Here is a 21740-nt window from a genome sequence, read left to right on the forward strand (position 1 = left end):
CAGCGAAGGGGAGGGAAGCCAAGCGGGGGGTGTGCGGCTATTCTGCGCCTGGGAAATCCCGGGGTCCTCGCCATCGACGCACGTCAGCGCGGCCCACCTACGACATGAAACGGCACATCTTTTCCCTCCTCACCGCGGCGTTGGCCGCCAGCGCGTCGGGCGTCAGCACGCCGGCCCAGGCGTCCAGCTCGGTGCGACCGGTGTCATCGCGCTCGCGCCGCGCGGGCGTGAGCGGCGTGCCAGGAAGACAGCAGGAGAACGAGACCGCCATGGTGGAGCAGGCACCCCGGGTTCGCGTGGAGGGCCGGCCATCCGTGCTGCTCTTCTCCGCGGGTTTCTACGGCACGCTCGCCGCCGCGCGTTGCTTCGGGCGCAACGGCATCGACGTCACGGTGGCGGACCCCGGCAGGCTGGGGCCGGCGAGCTGGTCTCGCTTCGTGGGCCGCCGCATCCAGTGTCCGCCCGAGTCCCAGGCCGAGGCGTTCGTCGAGTGGCTGCTGGCGCTGGGCCGGCGCGAGCCGCTCCAGCACGTGCTCTACCCGACGAGCGACGAGCTGGCGTGGCTGGTGTCGCTGCACCGCGAGGCGCTGTCGGAGTACTTCCACCTGTACGACCCGGGCATCGACGCCGTCTACGGCCTGCTCAACAAGCGCAAGCTCTTCGAGGCGGGCCAGGCGGTGGGCCTGACGCTGCCGCGCACCTGGTTCCCGGAGTCCGAGGCGGACCTGGACGCGGTGTCGCGCGAGGCGCGCTTCCCCGTGCTCATCAAGCCCACCACGCAGATTCTCTACTCCACCCACCGCAAGGGGCAGCCGGTGCAGGCGCCCGCGCAGCTGGCGGAGGAGTACCGCGCCTTCTCGCGGGACGGCTACGCGCCCATGCTGGTGCGCTTCGACCCCGCGGTGTCGCGCCCCATGGTGCAGGAGTTCCACCCGGAGGCGGCGGAGGGCATCTACAGCCTCTCCGGCTTCGTGGACGAGACGGGCGAGCTGTTCGAGGTGCGCGGCGCCATGAAGGTGCTCCAGCGTCCCCGGCGGCTGGGCGTGGGCGTGTGCTTCGAGTCCGCTCCGGTGCGCGAGGAGCTGGCCGCGGGGCTCCAGCGCCTGTGCAAGCACCTGGGCTACCACGGCGTCTTCGAGGTGGAGTTCATCCAGACGAAGGACGACTTCCTCCTCATCGACTTCAACCCGCGCTACTACGGGCAGATGGGCTTCGACATCGCCCGGGGCCTGCCGCTGCCGCTGCTGGCCTACCACGCGGCGCTGGGAGACCGGGACGCGCTGCGGCGCGAGCTGAACGCCGCCCGCGAGTGGCGCGGCAACGGCGAGGTGTTCTGCAACCGCATCGCGCTGGAGATGCTGCTCAACCTCCAGCGGCTGTCCGGGGCGCTCCCCGCGGACGAGGCGCGCCAGTGGCGGCGCTGGCTGGGGGACAACCAGGGGCTGACGGTGGATCCGCTCATCGACGCGGATGACCTGATGCCCACCGCGGTGGAGGTGGCGCAGATTCTCTACGGCTCCGCGCGCCACCCCCGGGCCTTCATACGGATGATGGTGCTCAACCGGTGAGGGCGGCGCGGTCGACGTTCTCGTCGAACGTCACCAGGTCGTCGAATGTCTCCGCGCGCCGCAGCAGCCGCTCCTGGCCATCCTCCAGCGCGATGATGGCCGGCTGGGGATAGGAGAAGGACGTGGCGAAGGGCACGAAGTAGGCGCCCGCGTCCATGATGGCCAGCGTGTCACCCACCCGCAGCGCTGGCAGCCGCTTGGCGTGGTAGAGCGTGTCGCCCGGGGTGCAGATGGGGCCCACCACCGTGTAGACCTTGTCCGCGGGCGCGTCCGGCCGGTTCACATGGAAGAGCTGGTGGTACTCGTTGCGCACGCACTCGGCATGGTTGATGCCGGCGTCCAGCACCGCCCACGTCCGGTCCTCGCCCGCCTTGAGCGCGTGCACGCGGCCCAGGAGCAGCTGGGTGTCGCCCGTCATGGCTCGGCCCGGCTCCAGGAAGATGCGGGGGCGCTGGCGGCCGCGGCGCGCGTAGTGCGACTCCACCATCTCCACCGCCAGCGCCACGTAGCGCTCGATGGACAGCGACGCCGCCGGGTCGGGCGCGGGCACGTCGCGAAAGAAGGTGAGGTTGAGGCGCCAGTCGCGCTCGGCGATGTGTTCGACGGTGGGCGTGTTGAGGCTGCCGCCCAGGTCGAGCACCTCCAGGTCCAGGCCCAGCTCCTGGTGCAGCGTGTCCGTGAAGTCGAGCACCGCCTCCACGAAGGACGTGAGGTCGCCTTCGGTGCGGATGGTCTCCCCTCGGTGCGCGTGCAGGCCCACCACGTCCAGGTGCCGCGAGGCGCGCGCCTGCTGGTACGCCCGCAGCGCGGCGCCACCGGTGATGGGCGTGCCGAACTGCGCGGACCAGCCGCTGTTCGTGCTCACCCGCACCGCGACGCGCGGGCGGCGGTCCAGCTCCGCGGCGAGCCGGGCGAAGACGGCAATCTCCTCCGCGTGGTTGGCGGCGAGCAGCTGGATGCCCCGGGAGATGGCCTCGCGAACCGAGGCCTCGGACTTCACCGGGCCGTTGTAGACGATGCGCTCGGGCGGCACGCCCAGCTTCAGTGCCAGCCACAGCTCGTAGGCGGAGATGACCTCCGCGCCCACGCCCAGGCCGTGCAGGAAGGACAGCACCCCCGGCACCGGGTTCGTCTTGTACGAGTAATAGACTTCACAGCCGCCGGTGCGCCCCGGCGGCACCGCGAGGAAGCGCTCCGCGTTTCGGCGCAGCGCCGCCAGGTGCACCACGTGCAGCGGCGAGCCCCAGCGCTCCACGAGCCCCGCCAGCGGCACGCCTTCCAGGCTCAGGCCCTGGCCGGGCAGCTCCTGGAGGCCCCAGTGGGAGGCGGGAATGGCGGTGCGCGCGGGCGTCATCGCCCGCTGGAGCACCGGGCGCAGCGTCTGCTTCACCTGACGCTTGGCCGTCCCCAGCAGCCGGCTCTTGAGGCTCATGACACGCGGCCCTGGTTCGGCAGGCGCAGCGGCAGACGGCGGGCGAGCTCGAAGGGCAGCACCCGCATGGCGGCCTGCATGATGCGGTACTCCAGCATGCCGTTCGCCTTGCGGTACTTGCCGTGAATCATCTCGTTGGATTGCACCACCAGCGTGCCGTCCTTGCCTAGGTTGTGCATCAGCGACGGGCGGCCGGTGCGGTAGTGGAGGATGGGGCGGTTGACGTAGACGTGGCCGTAGGCGCGGATGCCGCGCAGGTAGAAGTCCACGTCCTCGTAGACGGGGATGCTGGCGTCGAAGCCGCCCAGCGGCGCGAAGTGCTCGCGGCGCACCATGCACGCGGAGTTCACATACAGCGTGCCGCGGAAGAGGATGTGGGCCACCGTCCACGCGCTGCTGGGCGTGCTGGCGCCCACCCGGGCCGCCCACTCGAAGTACTCGCTTTTGTCCTTGAGCCAGTCCGCGTCGTCGCCGAAGGGCACCACCCAGCCCACCGCCACGCCCGCGTCCGGCCGGGCGTCCAGCGCGCTCACCATGGCGTGCAGCGCGCCCTCGGCGAGCATGTCGTCGTCATCCAGGAAGTGCAGGTAGCGGCCTCGGGCCAGCGTGGCGCCGTGGTTGCGCACCACGGCCGGGCGGCCCTTCGAGGGCGGGTCGTTCACCAGGTAGCGAACGCGCTCGTCCTTCAGTCCTTCGACGGCTTCGCGTGCGGTGCCCTCGGGGGTGTCGTCCAGCACCAGGACCTCGACACTCACCCCTTCCTGGCGGAGCACCGAGCGGATGGCCTCCACCACTTCCTTCTCCCGCTTGTGGGTGGGCATCACCACCGAAACGTCAATAACGGACATGGCGGACTTATACGTGTTGACGGCCACGGCTGAGAAGCGCCGGGCCGGCGCCACCCCGTCACATCAGTAGCTGGCGAAGTGGAGGTCGAAATCACCTCCAAAGAGGTCCTCCGGGTCGGTTTCGACCTGCGCAGCCGCTGCCGCAAGCAGGACAGGGATGTCCTGATTTTGCCGATTCACCGTGACGCGAGTGCCCGACGTCACGCTACCGCCCACCCAGTCCAGGCTGCCCGTCGCCGCCCGAATCCGACGGTCCGCCCGACCGAAATCCCAGTGGGCGAGGCGGTTCAGTGAGGGCTGCGTGCTGTGGCGGGCCATGTTCATCCTCCTGCCTCGCGCCGGCGAAGCTGGCCCTTGGTTTTGCAGACGTCATGCCAGCCTGTCGGACGGGCAGGCCCCCATCGGAAAAACGACGCGTGTCACTCGGGCGTGACGTGTGGCTGCCCGGAGGAGGGGGCCTCGGGCCCATGGGTCAGGCTTGACGCCGGGCGGCGCTCGCGACAGGAAATGGTCCATCCATGGCGTTCCTCCTGGCCCACGAAGTCGAGCCGCCTCGTCCCTGCAGCTACCTTCCGGAGCGGCAGGCGTCGCTCGAGAACCTCGTGCTGGAGGACGTCACCCCGGAGGAATACGAGCACCTGCTGGTCCGGGGCTGGCGCCGCTTCGGGCTGGTGTACTTCCGGCCGGCCTGCGTCGGGTGCAATGCCTGTGTGTCGCTGCGCATCCCCGTGGAGGACTTCCGCCCCAATCGCAGCCAGCGGCGTGCGCGTGCGGCGTGCGCGCATCTGCGCGTGGAGGTGGGGACGCCCCGGGTGGACGACGCGCGGCTCGCCCTGTATCGCCAGTGGCATGCGGAGCGCGAGGCGTCCCGGGAGTGGGCGCCGTCTCCCATCACCGAGCGCGAGTACTCGCTCCAGTTCTCCTATCCGCACCCCTCCGCGCGCGAGGTGGCCTGGTACGACGACGGCGCGGAGGGCGGCCCCCGCCTGGTGGGCGTGGGCATCAGCGACGAGACGCCGCGCGCGTGGAGCGCGGTGTACTTCTTCTACGACCCCGCCTACGCGCACCTGTCACTGGGCACCGCCAACGTGGTGCGCCAGGTGGAGCTGGCGAAGGCGCGCGGCATCCCGCACGTCTACCTGGGCTATCGCGTCCAGGCCTGCGCGTCGCTGCGCTACAAGGGCGCCTTCCGGCCGCACGAGCTGCTGGAGGGGCGGCCCGCGCTGGATGCGGCGCCTCACTGGGCCGCCGCCTCGGACGACACCTGAGGCAGCACGCCGAGCGCCGTCCCGAAGTGATGGAGCAGCCGGCGCGCGTACTCCTCGGGCGCCACGCGCGCGTACTGGCCATGCCCCGCGCCGTGGACCACCCAGAGCGACTTGGGCTCGCAGGCGGCCTGGAAGAGGCTGGCCTGGAGCTTCGCGGGCGCGTCCGGGTCCACGTCTCCGTTGACGAGCAGCAGCGGCCGGCCGCGCAGCCGGCACATCCCGTCAATGGGGCGCACCGCGTCCACCGCCACGCCCGCCCGCCGCAGCGTCCACAGCACGGGCTCCGCGCTCAGCGCGCCCCAGCGGCCATAGCCCGAATAGATGTCCGCCTCGAGCGCGGGGTAGGCCCCCGCCGCGGCCACCGCCTTCACGCGCGCATCCTCGCTGGCCACCAGCAGCGACGTGGTGCCGCCCATGGAGAAGCCGAACAGCCCCAGCCGCCGCGGGTCCACGTCCGGACGGCGCGAGACGAAGTCCAGCGCCGCCGTCACGTCGTGTCGCTCCAGGTCACCCCACGTCACGGTGCTCCCACCGCTCTCGCCATGCGCGCGCAGGTCGAACAGCAGCACGCCATAGCCCGCCGCCGCGAGCGTGCGTGCCTCGAACAAGAGCTGCGCGCGGTTGTCCGCGAAGCCGTGCACCAGCACCACCGCGGCCCGGTTGCGCGAAGGCAGGTACCAGCCCCGCAACGCCACGCCGTCCGCGCTGGTGAAGGACACGTCCTCCAGCCCCGCGAGCAGCGGCTCCGCCACCGGGCGCTGCACCGGAATCGGGCGCGGATGCAGCAGGCCCTGGCCGATGCGGTAACCGTTCACCACGGGATATCCCGCCGCCGCCAGCAGCACACCCAGGGGGACCAGCACCGCGAGACGATGGAAATGAGTGCGTGTTTTCACGGATATCTCAGGATGGCAGGGATTAAAGCGGAGCCCGGCCGAGCCTGGGAGTGGCGGAGTGCGTGCAAGTTGATTAGACGGCGGGTGGGTCAGCCTGGAGCCGGGGGGAGTCCTGGCACTCCAGCCGCCCCGAACCACGGTGCTTCAAGGCACTTGAGAGAGCGGGAGATGCTCGTAACGACACAGGGGGAGTCGCCGGCTCCAGCACCCGCCAGGAAGCGTGTGTTGTTCACGCTGGTGTTCCTGGGCTCGGGCGGTATCGAACGGTCGGTGTGCAACGTGCTGGCGGGGTTGGACCCTGGCCGGTTCGACACGAAGATGTTCTTCCACCACCGTCCCCACCCGAAGAGCCAGAGCGACCGGATTCCGCAGCGCACCAAGGTCGTGTGGGGCACCGACGTCTTCGAGTACCGGCGTGACATGCTGCCGCGCTTCTTGTGGCGGCTGGTGCGCGAGGCGCGCGACGTGGACGTCATCGTCGCAGGCCAGGAGGGCCGGGCGGCGCTGCTCGCGTGTCTGGCGGGGCGGCTGCTCGGCAAGCCGGTGGTGGGGATGATCCACTTCGACTGGGGCGCCTTCCGACGGGAGCAGCCCCGGCGGCAGCTGTGGGGGCTGCGCTGGCTCTACCCGCGGATGAGCCGCATCATCGCCTGCGGCCACGACTCGGCGAAGGCCTTCCGGGACCTGGTGCCCGTGCGGCCGGAGCAGCTCCACGTCATCCCCAACTTCGTGGACGGCGACAAGGTGCGCGCCGCCGGTGAGCAGCCGCTGCCGGAGTGGGCGGAGCCCATCTTCCGCAAGCCCGTGGTCATCGCCGTGGGCCGGCTGGAGCACCAGAAGGCCTTCGACGTGCTGATCCGCAGCCATGCCCTGATGCGGCAGGCCGGGGTGGACCACCACCTGCTCATCCTGGGCGAGGGCTCGCTGGAGGGCGAGCTGAAGGCGCTGGTGGCCTCCCTGGGCGTGGAGGACTCCGTCTTCCTGCCGGGCTTCGCGCCCAACCCGCACGCGTTGATGCGGCGGGCGGCCGCCTTCGCCATGTCCTCGCGCTTCGAGGGCCTGCCCATGGTGCTGCTGGAGGCGCTCGCCCTGGGCTGCCCCGTCGTCAGCACCGACTGCCCCTCCGGCCCCGCCGAGGTGCTGGAGCACGGTCAGCACGGCGTCCTGGTGCCCATGGAGCAGCCCCAGGCGCTGGCGGATGCCCTGGGGCGCGTGGTCCAGGACGACATGCACCGCAAGGACCTGTCCCTCCGGGCGCGGCGCCGCGCCGAGGAGCTGTCCGCGGAGCGGGCCCTGAAGGCCTGGGAGTCCCTGCTCTCGTCACTCTGACGGCGGGCGAGGGGCCCGGCTCCTCGCCTTCTGGCCGGGGGAATGAAGTGGGCCCCCTTCCGGGGTTCTTCTCCAAGGCCTCCGGCGAGGCGGCTGTGCCCCACGGGGCGGCACCTGAGGTAGGAATTCCTTGCCGGCCCCCGGCTGCTTCACGAGGATTCGCCCCCATCATGACGACGACGAACGAGACGCAGGGCCTGAACTTCCTCCAGGAAATCATCGAGGAAGACCGGCGGACGGGAAAGCACGCGGGCCGCGTGCACACCCGCTTCCCGCCCGAGCCCAACGGCTACCTCCACATCGGCCACGCCAAGTCCATCTGCCTGAACTTCGGGCTGGCGCAGCAGTACGGGGGGAAGTGCAACCTGCGCTTCGACGACACCAACCCCGTCACCGAGGACACCGACTACGTCGAGTCCATCCAGCGTGACGTGAAGTGGCTGGGCTTCGAATGGGAGGACCGGAAGTTCTTCGCGTCCGACTACTTCCCCAAGCTCTACGACTTCGCCGTGCAGCTCATCAAGCAGGGCAAGGCGTACGTGTGCAGCCTGTCCCCGGAAGAGATTCGCGAGTACCGCGGCGACTTCACCACGCCGGGGCGCAACAGCCCGTACCGCGACCGCTCCGTGGAGGAGAACCTGGACCTCTTCCACCGCATGCGCGCGGGCGAGTTCTCCGACGGCCAGCACACCCTGCGGGCGAAAATCGACATGGCGTCGCCCAACCCGGTGCTGCGCGACCCGCCCATCTACCGCATCCGCCACGCCCACCACCACCGCACGGGGGATGCGTGGCCCATCTACCCGCTCTACGACTTCGCGCACTGCCTGTCGGACGCGATTGAGGGCATCACCCACTCCATCTGCACGCTGGAGTTCGAGAACCGGCGTGTGCTCTACGACTGGATTGTCGACAGCCTCATCAGCGGCGACCGGCCCTACCAGTACGAGTTCAACCGGCTGAACCTCAACTACACGGTGATGAGCAAGCGCAAGCTGCTCAAGCTGGTGAACGAGGGCTTCGTGTCGGGCTGGGACGACCCGCGGATGATGACGATTTCCGGCCTGCGCCGGCGCGGCTTCACCCCGGCGTCCATCCGCGACTTCGCCACGCGCGTGGGCGTGGGCAAGGCGCAGCAGCTCATCGACATGAGCCTCCTGGAGCTGTGCATCCGCGAGGACCTCAACGAGACGGCCCCTCGCGCCATGGCGGTGATGCGCCCGCTCAAGGTCGTGCTGGAGAACTACCCGGAAGGGCAGACGGAGACACTGGAGGTGCAGAACCATCCGCAGAAGCCGGAGATGGGGACGCGCCAGGTGCCCTTCATGCGCGAGCTGTACATCGAGGCGGACGACTTCATGGAGGAGCCGCCCAAGGGCTTCTTCCGGCTGTCGCCCGGCAAGGAGGTGCGGCTGCGCTCGGCGTACTTCATCAAGTGCGAGCGGGTCATCAAGGACGAGGCCGGCAACGTGGTGGAGCTGCGCTGCTCGTATGACCCCGCCACGCGAGGTGGCAACGCGCCGGACGGCCGCAAGGTGAAGGGCACGCTGCACTGGGTGCCGGGCAACGCGCCCGTCGCGGAGGTGCGCCTCTATGACCGGCTCTTCTCCGTGGAGGCGCCGGACGCCGACGAGGCGCAGGACTTCACCACCTTCCTCAACCCGCACAGCCTCCAGACGCTGCGCGACGCCCGCGTCGAGCCGATGCTGGCGGACGCCGCCGTCGAGTCGCGCTTCCAGTTCGAGCGCACGGGGTACTTCTACGTGGACCCGAAGGACTCGAAGCCGGGCAAGCCCGTCTTCAACCGCACGGTGACGCTGAAGGACTCGTGGACGAAGGAGCAGGCGAAGGGGAAGTAGCCCCCGCCCGAGGGACGTGCCGGGTGCCGCCAGCCCCAAGGCGGCACCCGGGGCCCGGGCTCACCGCGACGCTTCGGGCTGCTCGAGCTGTTTGAGCTGCTTGACGGCGTTCTCGTTCTTGGGGTCCAGCTCCAGCGACTTGCGGTAGTTCTCGATGGCCCGCGCCTTGTCGCCGCTGGCCGCATAGGCCTCACCGAGGCTGTCGTAGCAGTTGGCGCCGGTGGGGAACATCTCCACGTTGAGCTTGAACACCTCGATGGCGTCCGCCACGCGTCCGACCCTCAGGAGCTGATAGCCCACGGTGTTCAGCTGGGACTCGGAGAAGTCGTACTCGGACGCCTTCGTCTTCTTCAGCGTGCGGTACGTGGCGATGGCCTTGGCGCTGGAGCCCTTGTCGAGCGCCTCCAGCATGACGGTGCCGATGGGCCTGCGGGCGGGCCGCGGTGGGATGCCGTGCAGGATGCTCAGCACGCCGCCCGCGATTTCCTGGAGGCTGCCCCGGCTCGTGTTGTCGAGGAGGATGACGACCTCCTTCCGCTCGGGCGCGCGCACCAATATCGAGGCAAAGCCGTTGATGCCGCCGCTGTGGAGGATGCCCTGGATGGACGTCTTGTCGTCGTGCAGCTTCAGCGGGGCAATGGCCCAGCCGAAGCCGTAGTGCTGCAGGCCCGGGGTGAGCATCTTCTGCTTGAGCGCCGCGGGCATCAGCGTGTCGCCGTAGAAGGCCCGGTCCCAGCGGTAGAGGTCCTCCACCGTCGAGTACAGCGAACCGGCGGCATAGGGCTGGCCCATGTCGATGTAGTCCGCGTTGACGAGCCCGCCCGGCGCGGGCTCATACCCGCTGGCGCGCTTGGGCAGCACCGTGGCGGTGACGTCGTAGCCGGAGTCCTTCATCCCCAGCGGGCCGAGGATGCGCGCCTGCACGGCCTCCGCGTACGTCTGGCCCGTGAGCTTCTCGATGATGGCGCCCAGCAGGTAGTAGCCGGAGTTGTTGTATGCGAACTTCGTGCCGGGCTCGAACTCCAGGTCGCCGCTGCAGGACTTCTTCACGAACTCCGCGACGCTGTACGGGGTGCGGTGGTTATCCCTGTACTCGGGGGCCGACGTGAAGCTGGGGATGCCGGAGGTGTGGTTGAGCAGGTGGGTGATGGTGACGCGGTCGCCGGTGTCCTTGCGGTAGTCGGGCAGGTGCTGGGTGATGGGGTCATCCAGCTGGAGCTTCCCCTCGGCCACGAGCTGGAGGATGACCGTGGCGGTGAAGGACTTGGTGATGGAGCCGATGCGGAACTTCGTGTCGGGCGTGTTGGGCACCTTCCACTCGAAGTTCGCGGAGCCGTAGCCCTTCTTGAGGAGGATGCCGCTCTCGTTGGCCACGAGCACGGTGCCGTTGAACATGCCCTGCTCGTGGAACCGGCGGATGTAGCGCTCCAGCTCCTGCTTCTTGGACGCGGCCTCCGCGAGGGGGGCCACCAGGAACAGCGCCACGAAGGCGCTCACGACACCTGCTCTGAGCCAGTGCATTCGACGTCTCCCTGTCCGTGCGGGCCTGTACGACGGGAGGGAGGAACGATTGCACTTCTCGTGAAGTCACTCCAGGTCGTCGCGAGGCGGGGCCTCGCGCGTCATCTCCACCATGGTGGGGCGCCAGCCCAGCTTCGTGAACAGGCGCTGGGCGTTGGCGTTCCGGGCCGCGGTGTGCAGCACCACGCGCGGCACCCCCAGGGCCGTCAGGCGCCGCATCATCTCCTCCGCGAGCAGCGCGCCCACGCCCGCGCCTCGGGCCTTCTCCTCCACCCAGAGGTCGTGGAGGGCGCCGCTGCGGTCCAGCAGGGCGTTCCAGTCCACGCCCTCGACGCGGCCGTAGGCGTAGCCCACCACCTCGCCATCCAGCTCCGCCACCAGGACGACCGCGTCCGCCTTCTTCGCCTCGCGCCCCAGCCACCAGCGGTAGCCTGACTCCACGTCCTCCGGGAGCATGAAGCGCGCGTTGTCGAACGCATGGTGCTGCCGGGCGAGCGCCGCGCCCATGCGCCCCAGGGCGGGCTCATCCGAGGGCTTGGCGGGACGCAGGGTGACGGGCATGGAGGCTCCTCCGAGACGAGAGGCGGACAGGGCCCCTCCCTATATCTGGCTTCTTCGCCAGGCGATGGGCCCGTTGGAATGGGCGGCTTGGCGGCATGGCCACGAGACAACAATGTTGACGGGTAGGGCGTCCAGGAGTCGTTGGTGGATGGCTGCCTCCTTGCGCTCGACGCGAGCCTCGCGATGGACCACCTGGAAGACAGCGCCTGGATGTCAGCCCCGCTTGCCCGGGATGACACCTCCCGACCGGCCGTTCCCATGGCGCGGGACGAGGAGGGCGGTGGTTCGCTCGGCATCCTGGAGGCCGTCTTCCTCAACATGGGCGATGGCGTATCGGTGGTGGACCGTCACGGCCGGTTCGTCCTGCTCAACCCGATGGCCCAGGAGATTTTCGGCGCCCTGCCGCCGCCGGACGTGCCCGTGTCCCAGTGGTCCGAATATTTCGGGGTCTACCTTCCCGATACCGTGACGCCGTATCCCGCCGAGCAACTGCCGCTCAGCCGGGCCCTCTTCCGAGGAGAGGCGGTGGACCAGGCGGAGGTCTACGTGCGCAACAAGCGCCACCCCCACGGGCTCTGGTTGCTGATCAGCGCCCGCCGGCTCACGACGGACTCGGGGGAGCCCTATGGCGCGGTCTCCGTCTTCCGGGACATCACCGCCCTCAAACAGACGGAGGCGGCGCTCCGCGAGGAGGAGGAGAAGTTCCGGAGCCTCTACAAGAACACGCCCGCGATGATGCACTCCATCGACAGCGAAGGGCGGCTGGTCAGCGTCAGCGAGTTCTGGTTGAGCACCCTGGGCTACACGCGCGAGGAGGTCCTCGGCCGCCGCTCGGTGGACTTCTTCACGCCGGAGTCCCGCCGGTACGCGTGCGAGCACGTCCTGCCCGAGTTCTACAAGACGGGCGTCTGCAAGGACGTGCCGTATCAGGTCGTGAAGAAGAATGGCGAGGTGCTCGACGTGCTCCTCTCCGCCATCTCGGAGCGGGATGCCTCGGGACGCATCGTCCGCTCGCTGGCGGTGCTGACCGATGTGACGGAGCGCAAGCGGGCGGAGGACGCGCTCGTCGAGAGCGAGAAGCGGCTGCGCGCCATCCTCGACAACGCCAACGCCGTCTTCTTCATCCTCGACCGGCAGGAGCGCTACGTCTTCGTGAACCGCGAGTGGGAGCGGCTCTTCCACCACACGCTGGAGGAGGTCGCGGGGAAGTCGGCCGCAGATGTCTTCCCTCCGGAGCTGGCCCAGCGCTTCCGCCAGACGAGCCTGGCCGTCTTCGCCACCGGGGAGCTCGTCCAGAGGGAGGAGCGCATCCCCCTGGACGATGGCGTCCATACGCACCTCACCCAGAAGTTCCCGCTCATCGACTCGTCGGGGGCGCTGTACGCGCTGTGCGGCATCTCCACGGACGTGACGGAGCTCAAGCAGATGGAGCAGGGGCAGCGCTTCCTGGCCGAGGCCAGCCAGGCGCTGGTGACGTCGCTGGACACGGAGACCACCTTGCGGCGCGTCGCGGAGATGTCCGTGCCCACCCTGGGCGAGCTGTGCATCATCTCCGTGCTCGACGCGGAGTCAGTGCTGCGTCCCGTCGCCATCGCCGCGTGCGCGCCGGACGAGGGGCGGGCGGTGCGCGAGCTCCTGGTGGCGCACCCGCCGTCGCCGGGCGCGCGCGACGGGCCCTATGCGGCGCTGGCGTCGGGGCGCTCGGAGGCGTCCCGGGGCACAGCGGGACTGCTGGACCCGGAGGGGCTGAAGGACGAGCGGTGGCGCACGGTCCGCGCGCTGGGGGCGCGGGCCTCGTTGAACGTCCCCCTGCGGGCGCGTGGTCCCGTCCTGGGCGTGCTGACCCTCGTCTCCTCGCAGCCGGGGCGCCCCATTGGCCCGCGCGAGCGCACCCTGGCGGAGGAGCTGGGACATCGCGTGGCCTTCACCATCGAGAACGCGCAGCTCTATCGGAAGGCGCAGGAGTCCATCCGCGCGCGCGACGAGTTCCTGTCGATTGCCTCGCACGAGCTGAAGACGCCCGTCACCTCCATGAAGCTGCGCGTGCAGCAGCTGGCGCGCACCGCGGCCCGGCAGGCATCCGGCGAGATGCCCGTGGAGAAGGTGACCGCCATGCTGGACGTCTTCGGCGACCAGCTGCGGCGCCTGTCCCACCTGGTGGACCACCTGCTGGACGTGTCACGCGTCAACGAGCCCCAGGTGGAGCTGCGGCGCGAGGCGATGGACCTGGCGGCGGTGGCGCGCGACGTGACGGACCATCTGCGGGGACAGATGCGCCGGGCCGGCAGTGCGTTCGAGCTGGTGGCGCCCGAGCCCGTCATGGGACGCTGGGACCGGCTCCGCATGGAGCAGGTGATGATCAACCTGCTGACGAATGCGATGAAATACGGCGCTGGCGCGCCCATCCGCATGGAGGTGACCCGCGTTGGCGCCGGCGCTCGCATCCGCGTCCGGGACTCCGGCGTGGGCATTCCCCTGGCGTCCCAGGCCCGCATCTTCGAGCGCTTCGAGCGCGCGGCGTCCCGCAACTACGGAGGGCTGGGGCTGGGGCTCTTCATCACCCGGCGGCTCGTGGAGGCGCATGGCGGGACGATTCGTGTGGAGAGCCGGCCCGGTGAGGGCGCCACGTTCACCATCGACCTGCCGTCCGAGCCCACTCGCCCGTGACTGGCGCGGAGCGGAGGGGCAGACTGCCAACTCCTCATGCACTCGCTCGACACCGAACTCGATACCGCTCGCCGCATCGCCCGCCAGGCGGGTGCCATCCTCATGGAGGTCTACGCCACGCCCTTCGCCGTCCATGACAAACCCGGCGGCATGGGGCCCGTCACCGAGGCCGACGAGCGCGCCAACGCCTTCATCGTGGACGCGCTGCGCGCCGCCTTCCCGTCCGACGGCGTGGTGGCCGAGGAGTCGGACAACAGCGCCGGCGCGAACCGCTTCGAGCGCTGCTGGTTCGTGGACCCCATGGATGGCACCCAGGAGTTCGTCAACCGCAACGGCGAGTTCGCCATCCACGTGGGGCTCGCCGTCGAGGGCAGGCCCGCGCTGGGCGTCGTCTACCGCCCGGTGGGTGACCGGTTGTACTGGGGCGTGGTGGGGCAGGGCGGCTTCGTGGAGGACGCGTCGGGGCGCCGCGCCCTGCGGGTGTCGGACACGGCCGAGCCGTCCGCGCTGCGGCTGGTGGTGTCCCGCTCGCACCGCTCCCGCCTGACGGCCGCGGTGGCGCGGCGGCTGGGCATCACCCGGGAGCAGGAGTGCGGCTCGGTGGGGCTCAAGTGCGGCCTGCTGGCCGAGGCCGCCAGCGACCTCTACCTGCACGTCAGCGACAAGAGCTACCGCTGGGACAACTGCGCGCCGGAGGCGGTGCTGCGCGCGGCGGGCGGCATCCTGACGGACCTGGGCGGCACGCCGTATTCCTACGACGGCACCGAGCTGCAGAACCGCCGCGGCCTGCTGGCGTGCAACGCCGCGGCGTTCGAGCGCGTGGCGCCCGTGGTGGCTGCGTTTGCCCGCGAGGCCGGCATCGTCGGCTGAGCCCCGCGGACGCCGCGCGCGTCAGGACGCCGTGGTCGCGCAGCGCTGGATGATGGTGCGCAGCTGCGTCTGGACGCCGGAGAGCATGTTGCGCAGCTTCGCGTGGCGCAGCGAGCCGGCGAGCGCGTTGGACAGCGCCTGGAGCACGGAGACCTCCATCGGCGGCCACTGGCGCTCGGTCCTGCAGTCGTCGAAGCCCACGAAGCCCCACCACTCGCCGCCCACGGTGATGGGGCAGACCAGCAGCGAGCGGATGTCCTGGCTCTCCAGCAGCTCCCGGGCGGGCGACGGGAAGTCCCGGGGAGGGCCCTGGACGGCCTTGCCCGAGGACAGGGGCGGCACCCACGCGGGGAGGACCTCCGCGTAGGAGACGTTCTGGAGCTCGGGGTTGTCGAGCTGCGCGGAGGCCGCGGCCGCGGTCCACTCGTAGCGCTGGCTGCACAGCAGCTCGCCCGTGGGGCTGGTGGCGTTCTCGAAGATGTAGACGCGGTCGACGTCGAGCGCGACGCCCACCTTGCCCAGTGCCTCCGCGACCGTCTTGGGCTCGAAGCCGTTCTCCAGGAGCAGCTGCGAGACGTTCATGATTGCGGCGAATGGGGACGAGGCCATGGTGTGTGCTCCAGGTGGGGGCGCCTGTTGCGGGCAGGTCGGGGGGGAACCTGGACGGGAGCGTTGCATGTGGACGCACCCATGGGTCAAGTCGCGGTGTGCAAAGCGACCCGCACTCGTACCGGGAGTCGTCAGCCCTGCTCCACGGCGCGTCTCAGCTCGGAGAAGAGCTGGCCCAGCGCGCCGAGTTGATAGTGGGCGTTGAGCCCGCTGGGATTGGGCAGCACCCACAGGCGCGTATCGCCCAGGCGCTCCGGCTGCGGACCCAGTGAGGCCTTGGGGCGGTTGAAGGCCGTACGGTAGGCGCTCACGCCCAGCACCGCGAGGAAGCGCGGCTGGAAGCGCGCCACCTTCGCCTCCAGGGCCTTGGCGCCCTCGGCCAGTTCGCCGGGGGCCAGCAGGTCCGCGGTGGCGGTGGCGCGGTCCACCACGTTGGTGATGCCGTAGCCCAGCGCCAGGAGCGCTTCCTGCTCGGTGGGCTGGAAGAGATGGGGGGTGATGCCCGCGGCATGCAGCGTGGGCCAGAAGCGGTTGCCGGGCCTGGCGAAGTGGTAGCCCACGACCGCCGAGTAGAGGCTGGGGTTGATGCCGCAGAAGAGCACGCGCAGCCGGGGCGCGATGACATCGGGCACCGTGCGGCCGGTGGCTGCTTCCAGCTCATCTCGTGAGGGGCGGCGGAGCTGTGTCATGGGGGCGCATCTTCGCGAGCCTACCTGGGAAGGCAACCCCCAACGCCCCCATGCGGCGGGTGGGGTGTTGCCCGTGGGACGGAGCCGCCCGGCGGGTTCGGGTGGCTGGCATCGCCCTGCTGGCTGGGGCAGGCTCGGCCCCTCCGATTCCGTGTTCCCAGGAGGCCTTCCGAGATGCCGCACATCGTCACGCTGACGCTCAACCCGACCATCGACGTGGCCACGTCGGTGCCGGAAGTCACCCCGGAGCACAAGCTGCGCTGTGGTCCCGTGCGCAGGGACCCGGGTGGGGGCGGCATCAACGTGGCGCGCGTGGTGCGCGAGCTGGGGGGCGAGTCCATCGCCGTCTACACGCGGGGCGGGGCCACCGGGAGCCTCCTGGAGGAACTGCTGGAGGAGAAGGGCCTCCTGCGGCGCTCCGTGCCGTTGCAGGACTCCACCCGGGAGAGCTTCACCGTGGCGGAGGGCACGGGCGCGCGGGAGTACCGCTTCATCCTCCCGGGGCCCACGCTGTCCGAGCGCGAGTGGCAGCGCTGCCTCGACGCGCTGGAGGACGTGGCCCCGGGCGCGGCGTTCATCGTCGCCAGCGGCAGCCTGGCGCCGGGCGTGCCGGAGGACTTCTATGCCCGCGTGGCCCGGCTGGGGAAGCGCCGGGGCGTGCGCGTGGTGGTGGACACCAGCGGGCCGCCCCTGCGCGCCGCGCTGGAAGAGGGCGTGTACATGGCCAAGCCCAACCGCCGCGAGCTGCGGGACCTCAGTGGCGCGGGCACGGAGGACTTCGCCACGCAGGCCGCGGCGGCGCGTGAGCTGGTGGCCCGGGGACGCGCCGAGCTGCTGGCGGTGTCCATGGGCGCGGAGGGCGCGCTGGTGACGTTGCCCGACGCCCAGTTCCGCGCGGCGCCACCACCGGTGCAGACGCACAGCTCGGTGGGCGCCGGGGACAGCTTCGTCGCGGGGATGACGTTCGCGCTCGCGCGAGGCAAGTCCGCGGAGGAGGGGCTGCGCTGGGGCATCGCCTGTGGCACGGCCGCGCTGCTGACCCAGGGCACCGACCTGTGCCACCGGGAGGATGTGGAGCGCCTCTTCTCCCAGGTGACGGTGACGCCGGTGCCGCGGACGTAATCCCGGCTCCTCCCGCCCGGGGAAGGAGCGCTTGTCCGTCCTATTTCCTGAAGTGCGCGCCCCGGGCGGATTCGGGGTGCGTGGAGGTTCCGGCGCGGACATGTTGCCCATGGGCGGGCGCTCGGGGCGAGTGCTCGCGTTCCCTGCTTTCGAGGTGACTGGAATGAAGCAGCCACTCCGCCGTACCTGGGTTCCGTTCGTGCTGGGAGGGGTCCTGACGGGCCTGCTGGCCTGTCAGGGGCAGGGCCGCCAGGGGCTGCGCACGGCGGACTCCCAGGCGGTGACCGTGCTTCGGGGCGTGCGGGTCCTCGACGGGCGCGGCGGTCCACCGCTGGAGAACGCCGCGGTCGTCATTCAGGGCGAGACGCTCCTGAGCGTGGGGCCCGTGGACCAGGTGGACGTCCCCGCGTCGGCCACGGTCCTCGAGTTGCCGGGGCGGACCGTGGTCCCCGGCCTCATCTCCAATCACTCCCACCTGGGGATGACGCAGGGCACGGACTCCGGCGGGCAGAACTACCAGCGGGACAACATCGCGCGGCAGCTCTTGCAGTTCGAGGCCTACGGCGTGACGACGGTGACGTCGCTCGGCCTCAACACGCCGCTCGTCTACGCGCTCCAGAAGGAGGTGGAGGCCGGGACGCTGCCGGGGGCCTCCATCTTCAGCGCGGACCGGGGCATCGGCGTGCCCGAGGGCGCCCCGCCGATGAAGGTGGTGGAGGAGCAGCTCTACCGGCCCGCGACGCCCGAGGAGGCGCGCGAGGACGTGCGCGAGACGGCGACCCGGCATCCGGAGTTCGTGAAGGTCTGGGTGGATGACTTCGGCGGCACGGTGAAGAACAAGATGACACCGGAGGTCTACACCGCGGTGGTGGACGAGGCGCACCGGCAGGGCCTGCGGGTCGCGGCGCACATCCACGACCTGGAGGACGCCAAGCGGCTGGTCGCGGCGGGCGCGGACGTGCTGGCCCACGGGGTCCGGGACCAGGAGGTCGACGCGGAGCTCGTGGACGCGATGAAGGCGCGCGGGACCTGGTACATCCCGACGCTGGGCCTCAACGAGTCCTTCTACATCTACGCGGAGGGGCCGGAGTGGATGGCGGATCCGTTCTTCCGCAAGGCGCTGTCGCCCGACCTGGCCCGGCAGCTGGATGACCCGGCGTGGCGCGCCAGCGTGATCGAGGATGGGAAGACGGTTCCGGTCAACAAGCGGGCACTGGCCGTCAACCTGAAGAACGTGAAGACGCTCCACGACGCGGGCGTCCGGATTGGCTTCGGGACGGACTCGGGCGCGACGCCCGTGCGCATCCCGGGCTTCGCCGAGCACCGCGAGCTGAAGCTGCTCACCGAGGCGGGACTGACGCCGCTGGAGGCCCTCCGGCTGGCCACGGCGAACGCGGCGGAGCTGCTCGGGCTCCAGGACCGGGGCGTCATCGAGCCCGGCCGCCGTGCGGACCTGGTGGTCGTCCAGGGAGACCCCTCGAAGAACATCGACGACCTCTCACGCATCGAGGCGGTGTGGCACCGGGGACGGCGGGTCGCGGGGCCTGTCCCCGTCACCCCGCAGGAGTGATTTGCGATGACGCGTCGACGGTCCAGGTTGCTTCGCGGGGCCCTGGGGGCCACCTTCCTGTTGGGGGCCATGGCCATGACACTGACACTCCAGCCACCCGTGGCGCAGGCGCAGCAGGTGGCTGCGCCCGAGCGGTTGTTGTTCAAGGATGACGGGATGACGCCGAACAGCCGCTTCCCCACGCTCGTCTATCGCGGCGTGAAGCTGGCTGGCGACAGGGCGAGCGCGCTGGAGAAGCTGTTCGCCGCGAATGGCTGGCCGTCACGGTGGCGGTACACCGTGTACGACTTCCATCACTATCACTCAAACGCGCACGAGGTCCTCGGCGTCGCCTCGGGCACCGCGCGGCTGAAGCTGGGCGGCGAGTCCGGTCAGGAAGTCACGGTGAGTGCCGGCGACGTGCTGGTCCTTCCCGCGGGCACGGGGCACCGCCGGCTGGAGGCCAGCGGGGACTTCCTCGTGGTGGGCGGCTATCCGGCGGGGACCGGGGACTATGACTTGCAGCGCCCGGACAAGGCGACGCATGCCGCCTCCGTCCGGCGGATTGCCCAGGTGCCGCTGCCCGAGGCGGACCCGGTGACGGGCAAGCAGGGCGTGTTGCCCATGGCCTGGAAGCCGTAGCGCCACGCGCCTCATCGCCGGTTCACGGTCCTGCGCCCGAGACGGACACGCAGGGCGTGCTGCCCACGGCTTGGAGCCTCGGCGCCGCACCATGGCCCTGCGCCTGGGTTGGCCTCGGTGACTGGAGCGCAGGTGCGCTGCCCTCGGTCTGGATGCCGTGGCGTGGTTTCTCCGCAGCGTTCAGAGGCCCTGTGCCTGGGGCCCGTGGCGTTATGGCCTGGGCGCCGTAACGGCGTTCGTCAGCGCCGCTCCACGGTGACGGTGCCGCCCTTCATCACCCAGCGCACCTTGCGCAGCGCCGTGATGTCCTTCGTCGGGTCTCCTTCCACCGCCACGAGGTCCGCGAGCAGCCCGGCCTTCACCTGGCCGATGCGGTCCTCACGGTGGAGCATGGCGGCGTTGCCGGAGGTGGCGGCTCGGAGCACCTGCGCGGGTGTCATCCCGTAGGCCACCATCAGCTCCAGCTCGCGCGCGTTCTCTCCGTGCGGGAAGACGCCGGAGTCACCGCCCGCGCACATGGGGACGCCCGCGCTCAGCGCCGCGCGGAAGCTGGCGCGCTTCTGCTGGATGAGGGCCGGCTCTGGATCCACGCCTCGCTTGTAGCCGCGCTGTTCGAACATCGCGTCGGTGGCCGCCAGGGTCGGGCAGAGATAGACGCCACGCTGGGCCATGAGCCGGAACACCTCGGGCGTGCCTTCGTCCCCGTGCTCGATGCTCTCCGCACCCGCCAGCACCGCGCGGCGGATGCCTTCCGGGGTGCTCGCATGGACGGACACGGGGCGCCCGCCGCTGCGCGCGACGTCGACGATGCGCTTCATCTCCTCCAACGTGAAGGTGGGGCGGGCCTCGTGGTTGGGGCCCCACCGGTAGTCGCCGTACACCTTCACCCAGTCCGCGCCCCGGCCCATCTGCGCGCGCACCACCCGCGTCAGCGCGTCCACACCGTCCGCCTCTTCGGCGCCCTGGGGCACCGTCCACTCCGAGGCGAAGCCCTTGGGGCCGTAGCTTCCCGTGGCGACGATGGCGCGGTTGGCCACCAGCAGGCGCGGGCCGGGGATGATGCCCTGGTCGATGGCCTGCTTGAGGCCCACGTCCGCGTCGGCCGCGCCCTCGGTGCCCAGGTCCCTCGCGGTGGTGAAGCCCGCCATCAGGGTGGCCCGGGCATGGTTCGTGGCGCGCGCGACCCGCAGGGCCAGCGACTCCTTGAGCACCTGGTCGTTCCAGGACGCTTCGTTGTACGGGTGGAGCAGCAGGTGCGAGTGGCCCTCGATGAGCCCGGGCAGCAGCGTGGTGCCACGCAGGTCGACCGTCGTGATGCCCTCGGGGACCTTGACCGTGGCCTCGGGGCCGGCGGCGGCGATGCGGTCACCCGTCACCAGGACGACCCAGCCGGTGTGCGGCTTGGGCGTGACGCCGTCGAAGACGCGGTCGGGGCGCAGCAGGTAGGACGCCGGTGGGGCGGTGTGCGTCGGTTCGGCAGCGGTCGCCACGGCGGTGGCGAGCAGTGAGGCGAAGAGGAGAGCGCGCATGGGCAGGGGGCAGGCAGGCTCGGGCGGCGAGAAGGCGTCGGTGTTAGATCGACGCTCATGGCATTCCAAGACCGCTCGAATGCACTTCAGGCGCTAGAAGTCGAGTTCCAGAAGGAGCGGGCCTCCGCGTTGCGGAAGTCGGCAGAGAAGCTGGAGGCCCTGCTGGGAGAACTGGCGGAGGTGGAGCGCCACCTCCGGTCCCACCGGGGGCCGGACCGGGGCGCGCAGCTCTCGCGACACCAGGCCCTGCGCAAGGAGGCCGAGCACCAGCGCTGGTGCTTCATGGTGCAGCGGGAGGCGTGTGGCTTCTTCAACCACGACGACCTCGACCGGTACTTCCCACTTCCCCCGTCCTGGAGGGAGTGAGCACGGGCTCAGCTCGTGGCGCGCCAGGCGGCCACCGCCAGCAGGAGCCAGCCGGCGAGGAACCCCAGGCCGCCCAGCGGGGTGATGGCGCCCAGCACGCGGACGCCGGACAGGGCGAGCGCGTAGAGGCTGCCCGAGAACAGGACGATGCCCACCAGCATCGCCCAGCCCGCGCCATTGAGGAGGGGGGAAGGGCGGAAGTGCCCCAGCAGGCCCACGGCCACGAGCCCGAGCGCGTGGTACATGTGGTATCGCGCGCCGGTCTCGAAGATGACCTGAAGGTCCTGGGGCAGCCGGCTCCGCAGCGCGTGCGCGCCGAAGGCCCCCGCGGAGACGGAGAGGAAAGCGTTCACAGCACCCAGGACGATCCACCACCGCATCATCGTGCGCCTTTCATCGGAAGTCGGACTGGTGC

The 21740-nt window shown here is 70.5% G+C and carries 20 protein-coding genes and 1 pseudogene; 10 read left to right on the forward strand and 11 right to left on the reverse strand.

What is annotated here, in order from left to right; genetic code table 11:
* Window positions 1–97: 97 nt before the first annotated feature.
* Window positions 98–271, reverse strand: a complete 174-nt coding sequence (locus tag VZL07_RS26620; protein ID WP_426750552.1) for a hypothetical protein — start codon at window positions 269–271, stop codon at window positions 98–100.
* Here VZL07_RS26620 and VZL07_RS26625 point away from each other — a divergent pair.
* Complete coding sequence (locus VZL07_RS26625) at window positions 270–1568, forward strand: carbamoyl-phosphate synthase (RefSeq protein WP_426750553.1); 1299 nt, start codon at window positions 270–272, stop codon at window positions 1566–1568. The two genes, VZL07_RS26620 and VZL07_RS26625, sit on opposite strands and share 2 nt — an antisense overlap.
* Here VZL07_RS26625 and VZL07_RS26630 read toward each other — a convergent pair.
* The 3 genes from VZL07_RS26630 to VZL07_RS26640 all read right to left on the reverse strand — a co-directional run bounded on the left by VZL07_RS26630 (window position 1558) and on the right by VZL07_RS26640 (window position 4166).
* Window positions 1558–3000, reverse strand: coding sequence for a pyridoxal-dependent decarboxylase (locus VZL07_RS26630; protein WP_426750554.1), 1443 nt, complete (start codon window positions 2998–3000; stop codon window positions 1558–1560). The two genes, VZL07_RS26625 and VZL07_RS26630, sit on opposite strands and share 11 nt — an antisense overlap.
* Entirely contained in the window at window positions 2997–3848 is an 852-nt protein-coding gene (locus tag VZL07_RS26635; protein ID WP_426750555.1) for a glycosyltransferase family 2 protein, read from the reverse strand. The genes VZL07_RS26630 and VZL07_RS26635 overlap by 4 nt, the downstream gene beginning before the upstream one ends.
* A gap of 63 nt (window positions 3849–3911) precedes the next feature.
* Complete coding sequence (locus VZL07_RS26640) at window positions 3912–4166, reverse strand: hypothetical protein (protein WP_426750556.1); 255 nt, start codon at window positions 4164–4166, stop codon at window positions 3912–3914.
* 200 nt (window positions 4167–4366) lie between these two features.
* Between VZL07_RS26640 and VZL07_RS26645 the strand changes: the two genes are divergently transcribed.
* The gene (locus VZL07_RS26645; RefSeq protein ID WP_426750557.1) at window positions 4367–5116 is read left to right on the forward strand and encodes an arginyltransferase; all 750 of its coding nucleotides are present in this window, start codon (window positions 4367–4369) and stop codon (window positions 5114–5116) included.
* On the opposite strand, the gene VZL07_RS26650 is transcribed toward VZL07_RS26645, so the two are convergent.
* Window positions 5086–6012: an alpha/beta hydrolase gene (locus VZL07_RS26650; RefSeq protein WP_426750558.1), complete on the reverse strand. Its 927-nt coding sequence runs from the start codon at window positions 6010–6012 to the stop codon at window positions 5086–5088. The genes VZL07_RS26645 and VZL07_RS26650 overlap by 31 nt on opposite strands.
* Window positions 6013–6180: 168 nt before the next feature.
* On the opposite strand from VZL07_RS26650, the gene VZL07_RS26655 reads away from it, so the two are divergent.
* Window positions 6181–7341: a glycosyltransferase gene (locus VZL07_RS26655; RefSeq protein WP_426750559.1), complete on the forward strand. Its 1161-nt coding sequence runs from the start codon at window positions 6181–6183 to the stop codon at window positions 7339–7341.
* A gap of 170 nt (window positions 7342–7511) precedes the next feature.
* Complete coding sequence (locus tag VZL07_RS26660) at window positions 7512–9200, forward strand: glutamine--tRNA ligase/YqeY domain fusion protein (RefSeq protein WP_426750560.1); 1689 nt, start codon at window positions 7512–7514, stop codon at window positions 9198–9200.
* 60 nt (window positions 9201–9260) lie between these two features.
* Here the strand turns inward: VZL07_RS26660 and VZL07_RS26665 are convergent, their stop codons facing one another.
* Entirely contained in the window at window positions 9261–10721 is a 1461-nt protein-coding gene (locus VZL07_RS26665) for a serine hydrolase (RefSeq protein ID WP_426750561.1), read from the reverse strand.
* Window positions 10722–10787: 66 nt separating this feature from the next.
* Window positions 10788–11282, reverse strand: coding sequence for an N-acetyltransferase family protein (locus VZL07_RS26670; protein ID WP_426750562.1), 495 nt, complete (start codon window positions 11280–11282; stop codon window positions 10788–10790).
* Between the two features lie 144 nt (window positions 11283–11426).
* Between VZL07_RS26670 and VZL07_RS26675 the strand changes: the two are divergent.
* Together VZL07_RS26675 and VZL07_RS26680 are read left to right on the forward strand one after the other, a co-directional pair.
* A pseudogene (locus tag VZL07_RS26675) lies at window positions 11427–13946 on the forward strand (PAS domain S-box protein); the annotation flags it as partial.
* A 39-nt stretch (window positions 13947–13985) separates the two neighbouring features.
* Window positions 13986–14819, forward strand: coding sequence for a 3'(2'),5'-bisphosphate nucleotidase CysQ family protein (locus VZL07_RS26680; protein WP_426750564.1), 834 nt, complete (start codon window positions 13986–13988; stop codon window positions 14817–14819).
* Between the two features lie 21 nt (window positions 14820–14840).
* On the opposite strand, the gene VZL07_RS26685 is transcribed toward VZL07_RS26680, so the two are convergent.
* Entirely contained in the window at window positions 14841–15428 is a 588-nt protein-coding gene (locus tag VZL07_RS26685; protein WP_426750565.1) for a GAF domain-containing protein, read from the reverse strand.
* 131 nt (window positions 15429–15559) lie between these two features.
* The gene (mug, locus tag VZL07_RS26690) at window positions 15560–16117 is read right to left on the reverse strand and encodes a G/U mismatch-specific DNA glycosylase (RefSeq protein WP_426750567.1); all 558 of its coding nucleotides are present in this window, start codon (window positions 16115–16117) and stop codon (window positions 15560–15562) included.
* A gap of 174 nt (window positions 16118–16291) precedes the next feature.
* Between mug and VZL07_RS26695 the strand changes: the two genes are divergently transcribed.
* From VZL07_RS26695 to VZL07_RS26705, 3 genes are all read left to right on the forward strand, one after another.
* Window positions 16292–17239 carry a 1-phosphofructokinase family hexose kinase gene (locus VZL07_RS26695; protein ID WP_426750568.1) on the forward strand — a complete coding sequence of 316 codons (948 nt, stop codon included), beginning with the start codon at window positions 16292–16294 and terminating at the stop codon, window positions 17237–17239.
* Window positions 17240–17402: 163 nt separating this feature from the next.
* On the forward strand, window positions 17403–18809 hold the full coding sequence (locus VZL07_RS26700; protein WP_426750569.1) for an amidohydrolase family protein: 1407 nt from the start codon (window positions 17403–17405) through the stop codon (window positions 18807–18809).
* Window positions 18810–18815: 6 nt separating this feature from the next.
* The gene (locus VZL07_RS26705) at window positions 18816–19430 is read left to right on the forward strand and encodes a cupin domain-containing protein (RefSeq protein WP_426750570.1); all 615 of its coding nucleotides are present in this window, start codon (window positions 18816–18818) and stop codon (window positions 19428–19430) included.
* A gap of 239 nt (window positions 19431–19669) precedes the next feature.
* On the opposite strand, the gene VZL07_RS26710 is transcribed toward VZL07_RS26705, so the two are convergent.
* On the reverse strand, window positions 19670–20959 hold the full coding sequence (locus tag VZL07_RS26710; RefSeq protein WP_426750571.1) for an amidohydrolase family protein: 1290 nt from the start codon (window positions 20957–20959) through the stop codon (window positions 19670–19672).
* 57 nt (window positions 20960–21016) lie between these two features.
* Here VZL07_RS26710 and VZL07_RS26715 point away from each other — a divergent pair, with 57 nt between their 5' ends.
* Window positions 21017–21325 carry a hypothetical protein gene (locus VZL07_RS26715; protein ID WP_426750572.1) on the forward strand — a complete coding sequence of 103 codons (309 nt, stop codon included), beginning with the start codon at window positions 21017–21019 and terminating at the stop codon, window positions 21323–21325.
* Window positions 21326–21333: 8 nt separating this feature from the next.
* Here VZL07_RS26715 and VZL07_RS26720 read toward each other — a convergent pair whose 3' ends face one another.
* The gene (locus VZL07_RS26720) at window positions 21334–21708 is read right to left on the reverse strand and encodes a DUF423 domain-containing protein (RefSeq protein ID WP_426750573.1); all 375 of its coding nucleotides are present in this window, start codon (window positions 21706–21708) and stop codon (window positions 21334–21336) included.
* Between the last annotated feature and the right edge of the window lie 32 nt (window positions 21709–21740).

The sequence above is a fragment of the Pseudomyxococcus flavus genome (genome assembly GCF_050038885.1).
Taxonomy (GTDB): Bacteria; Myxococcota; Myxococcia; order Myxococcales; family Myxococcaceae; genus Myxococcus; species Myxococcus flavus.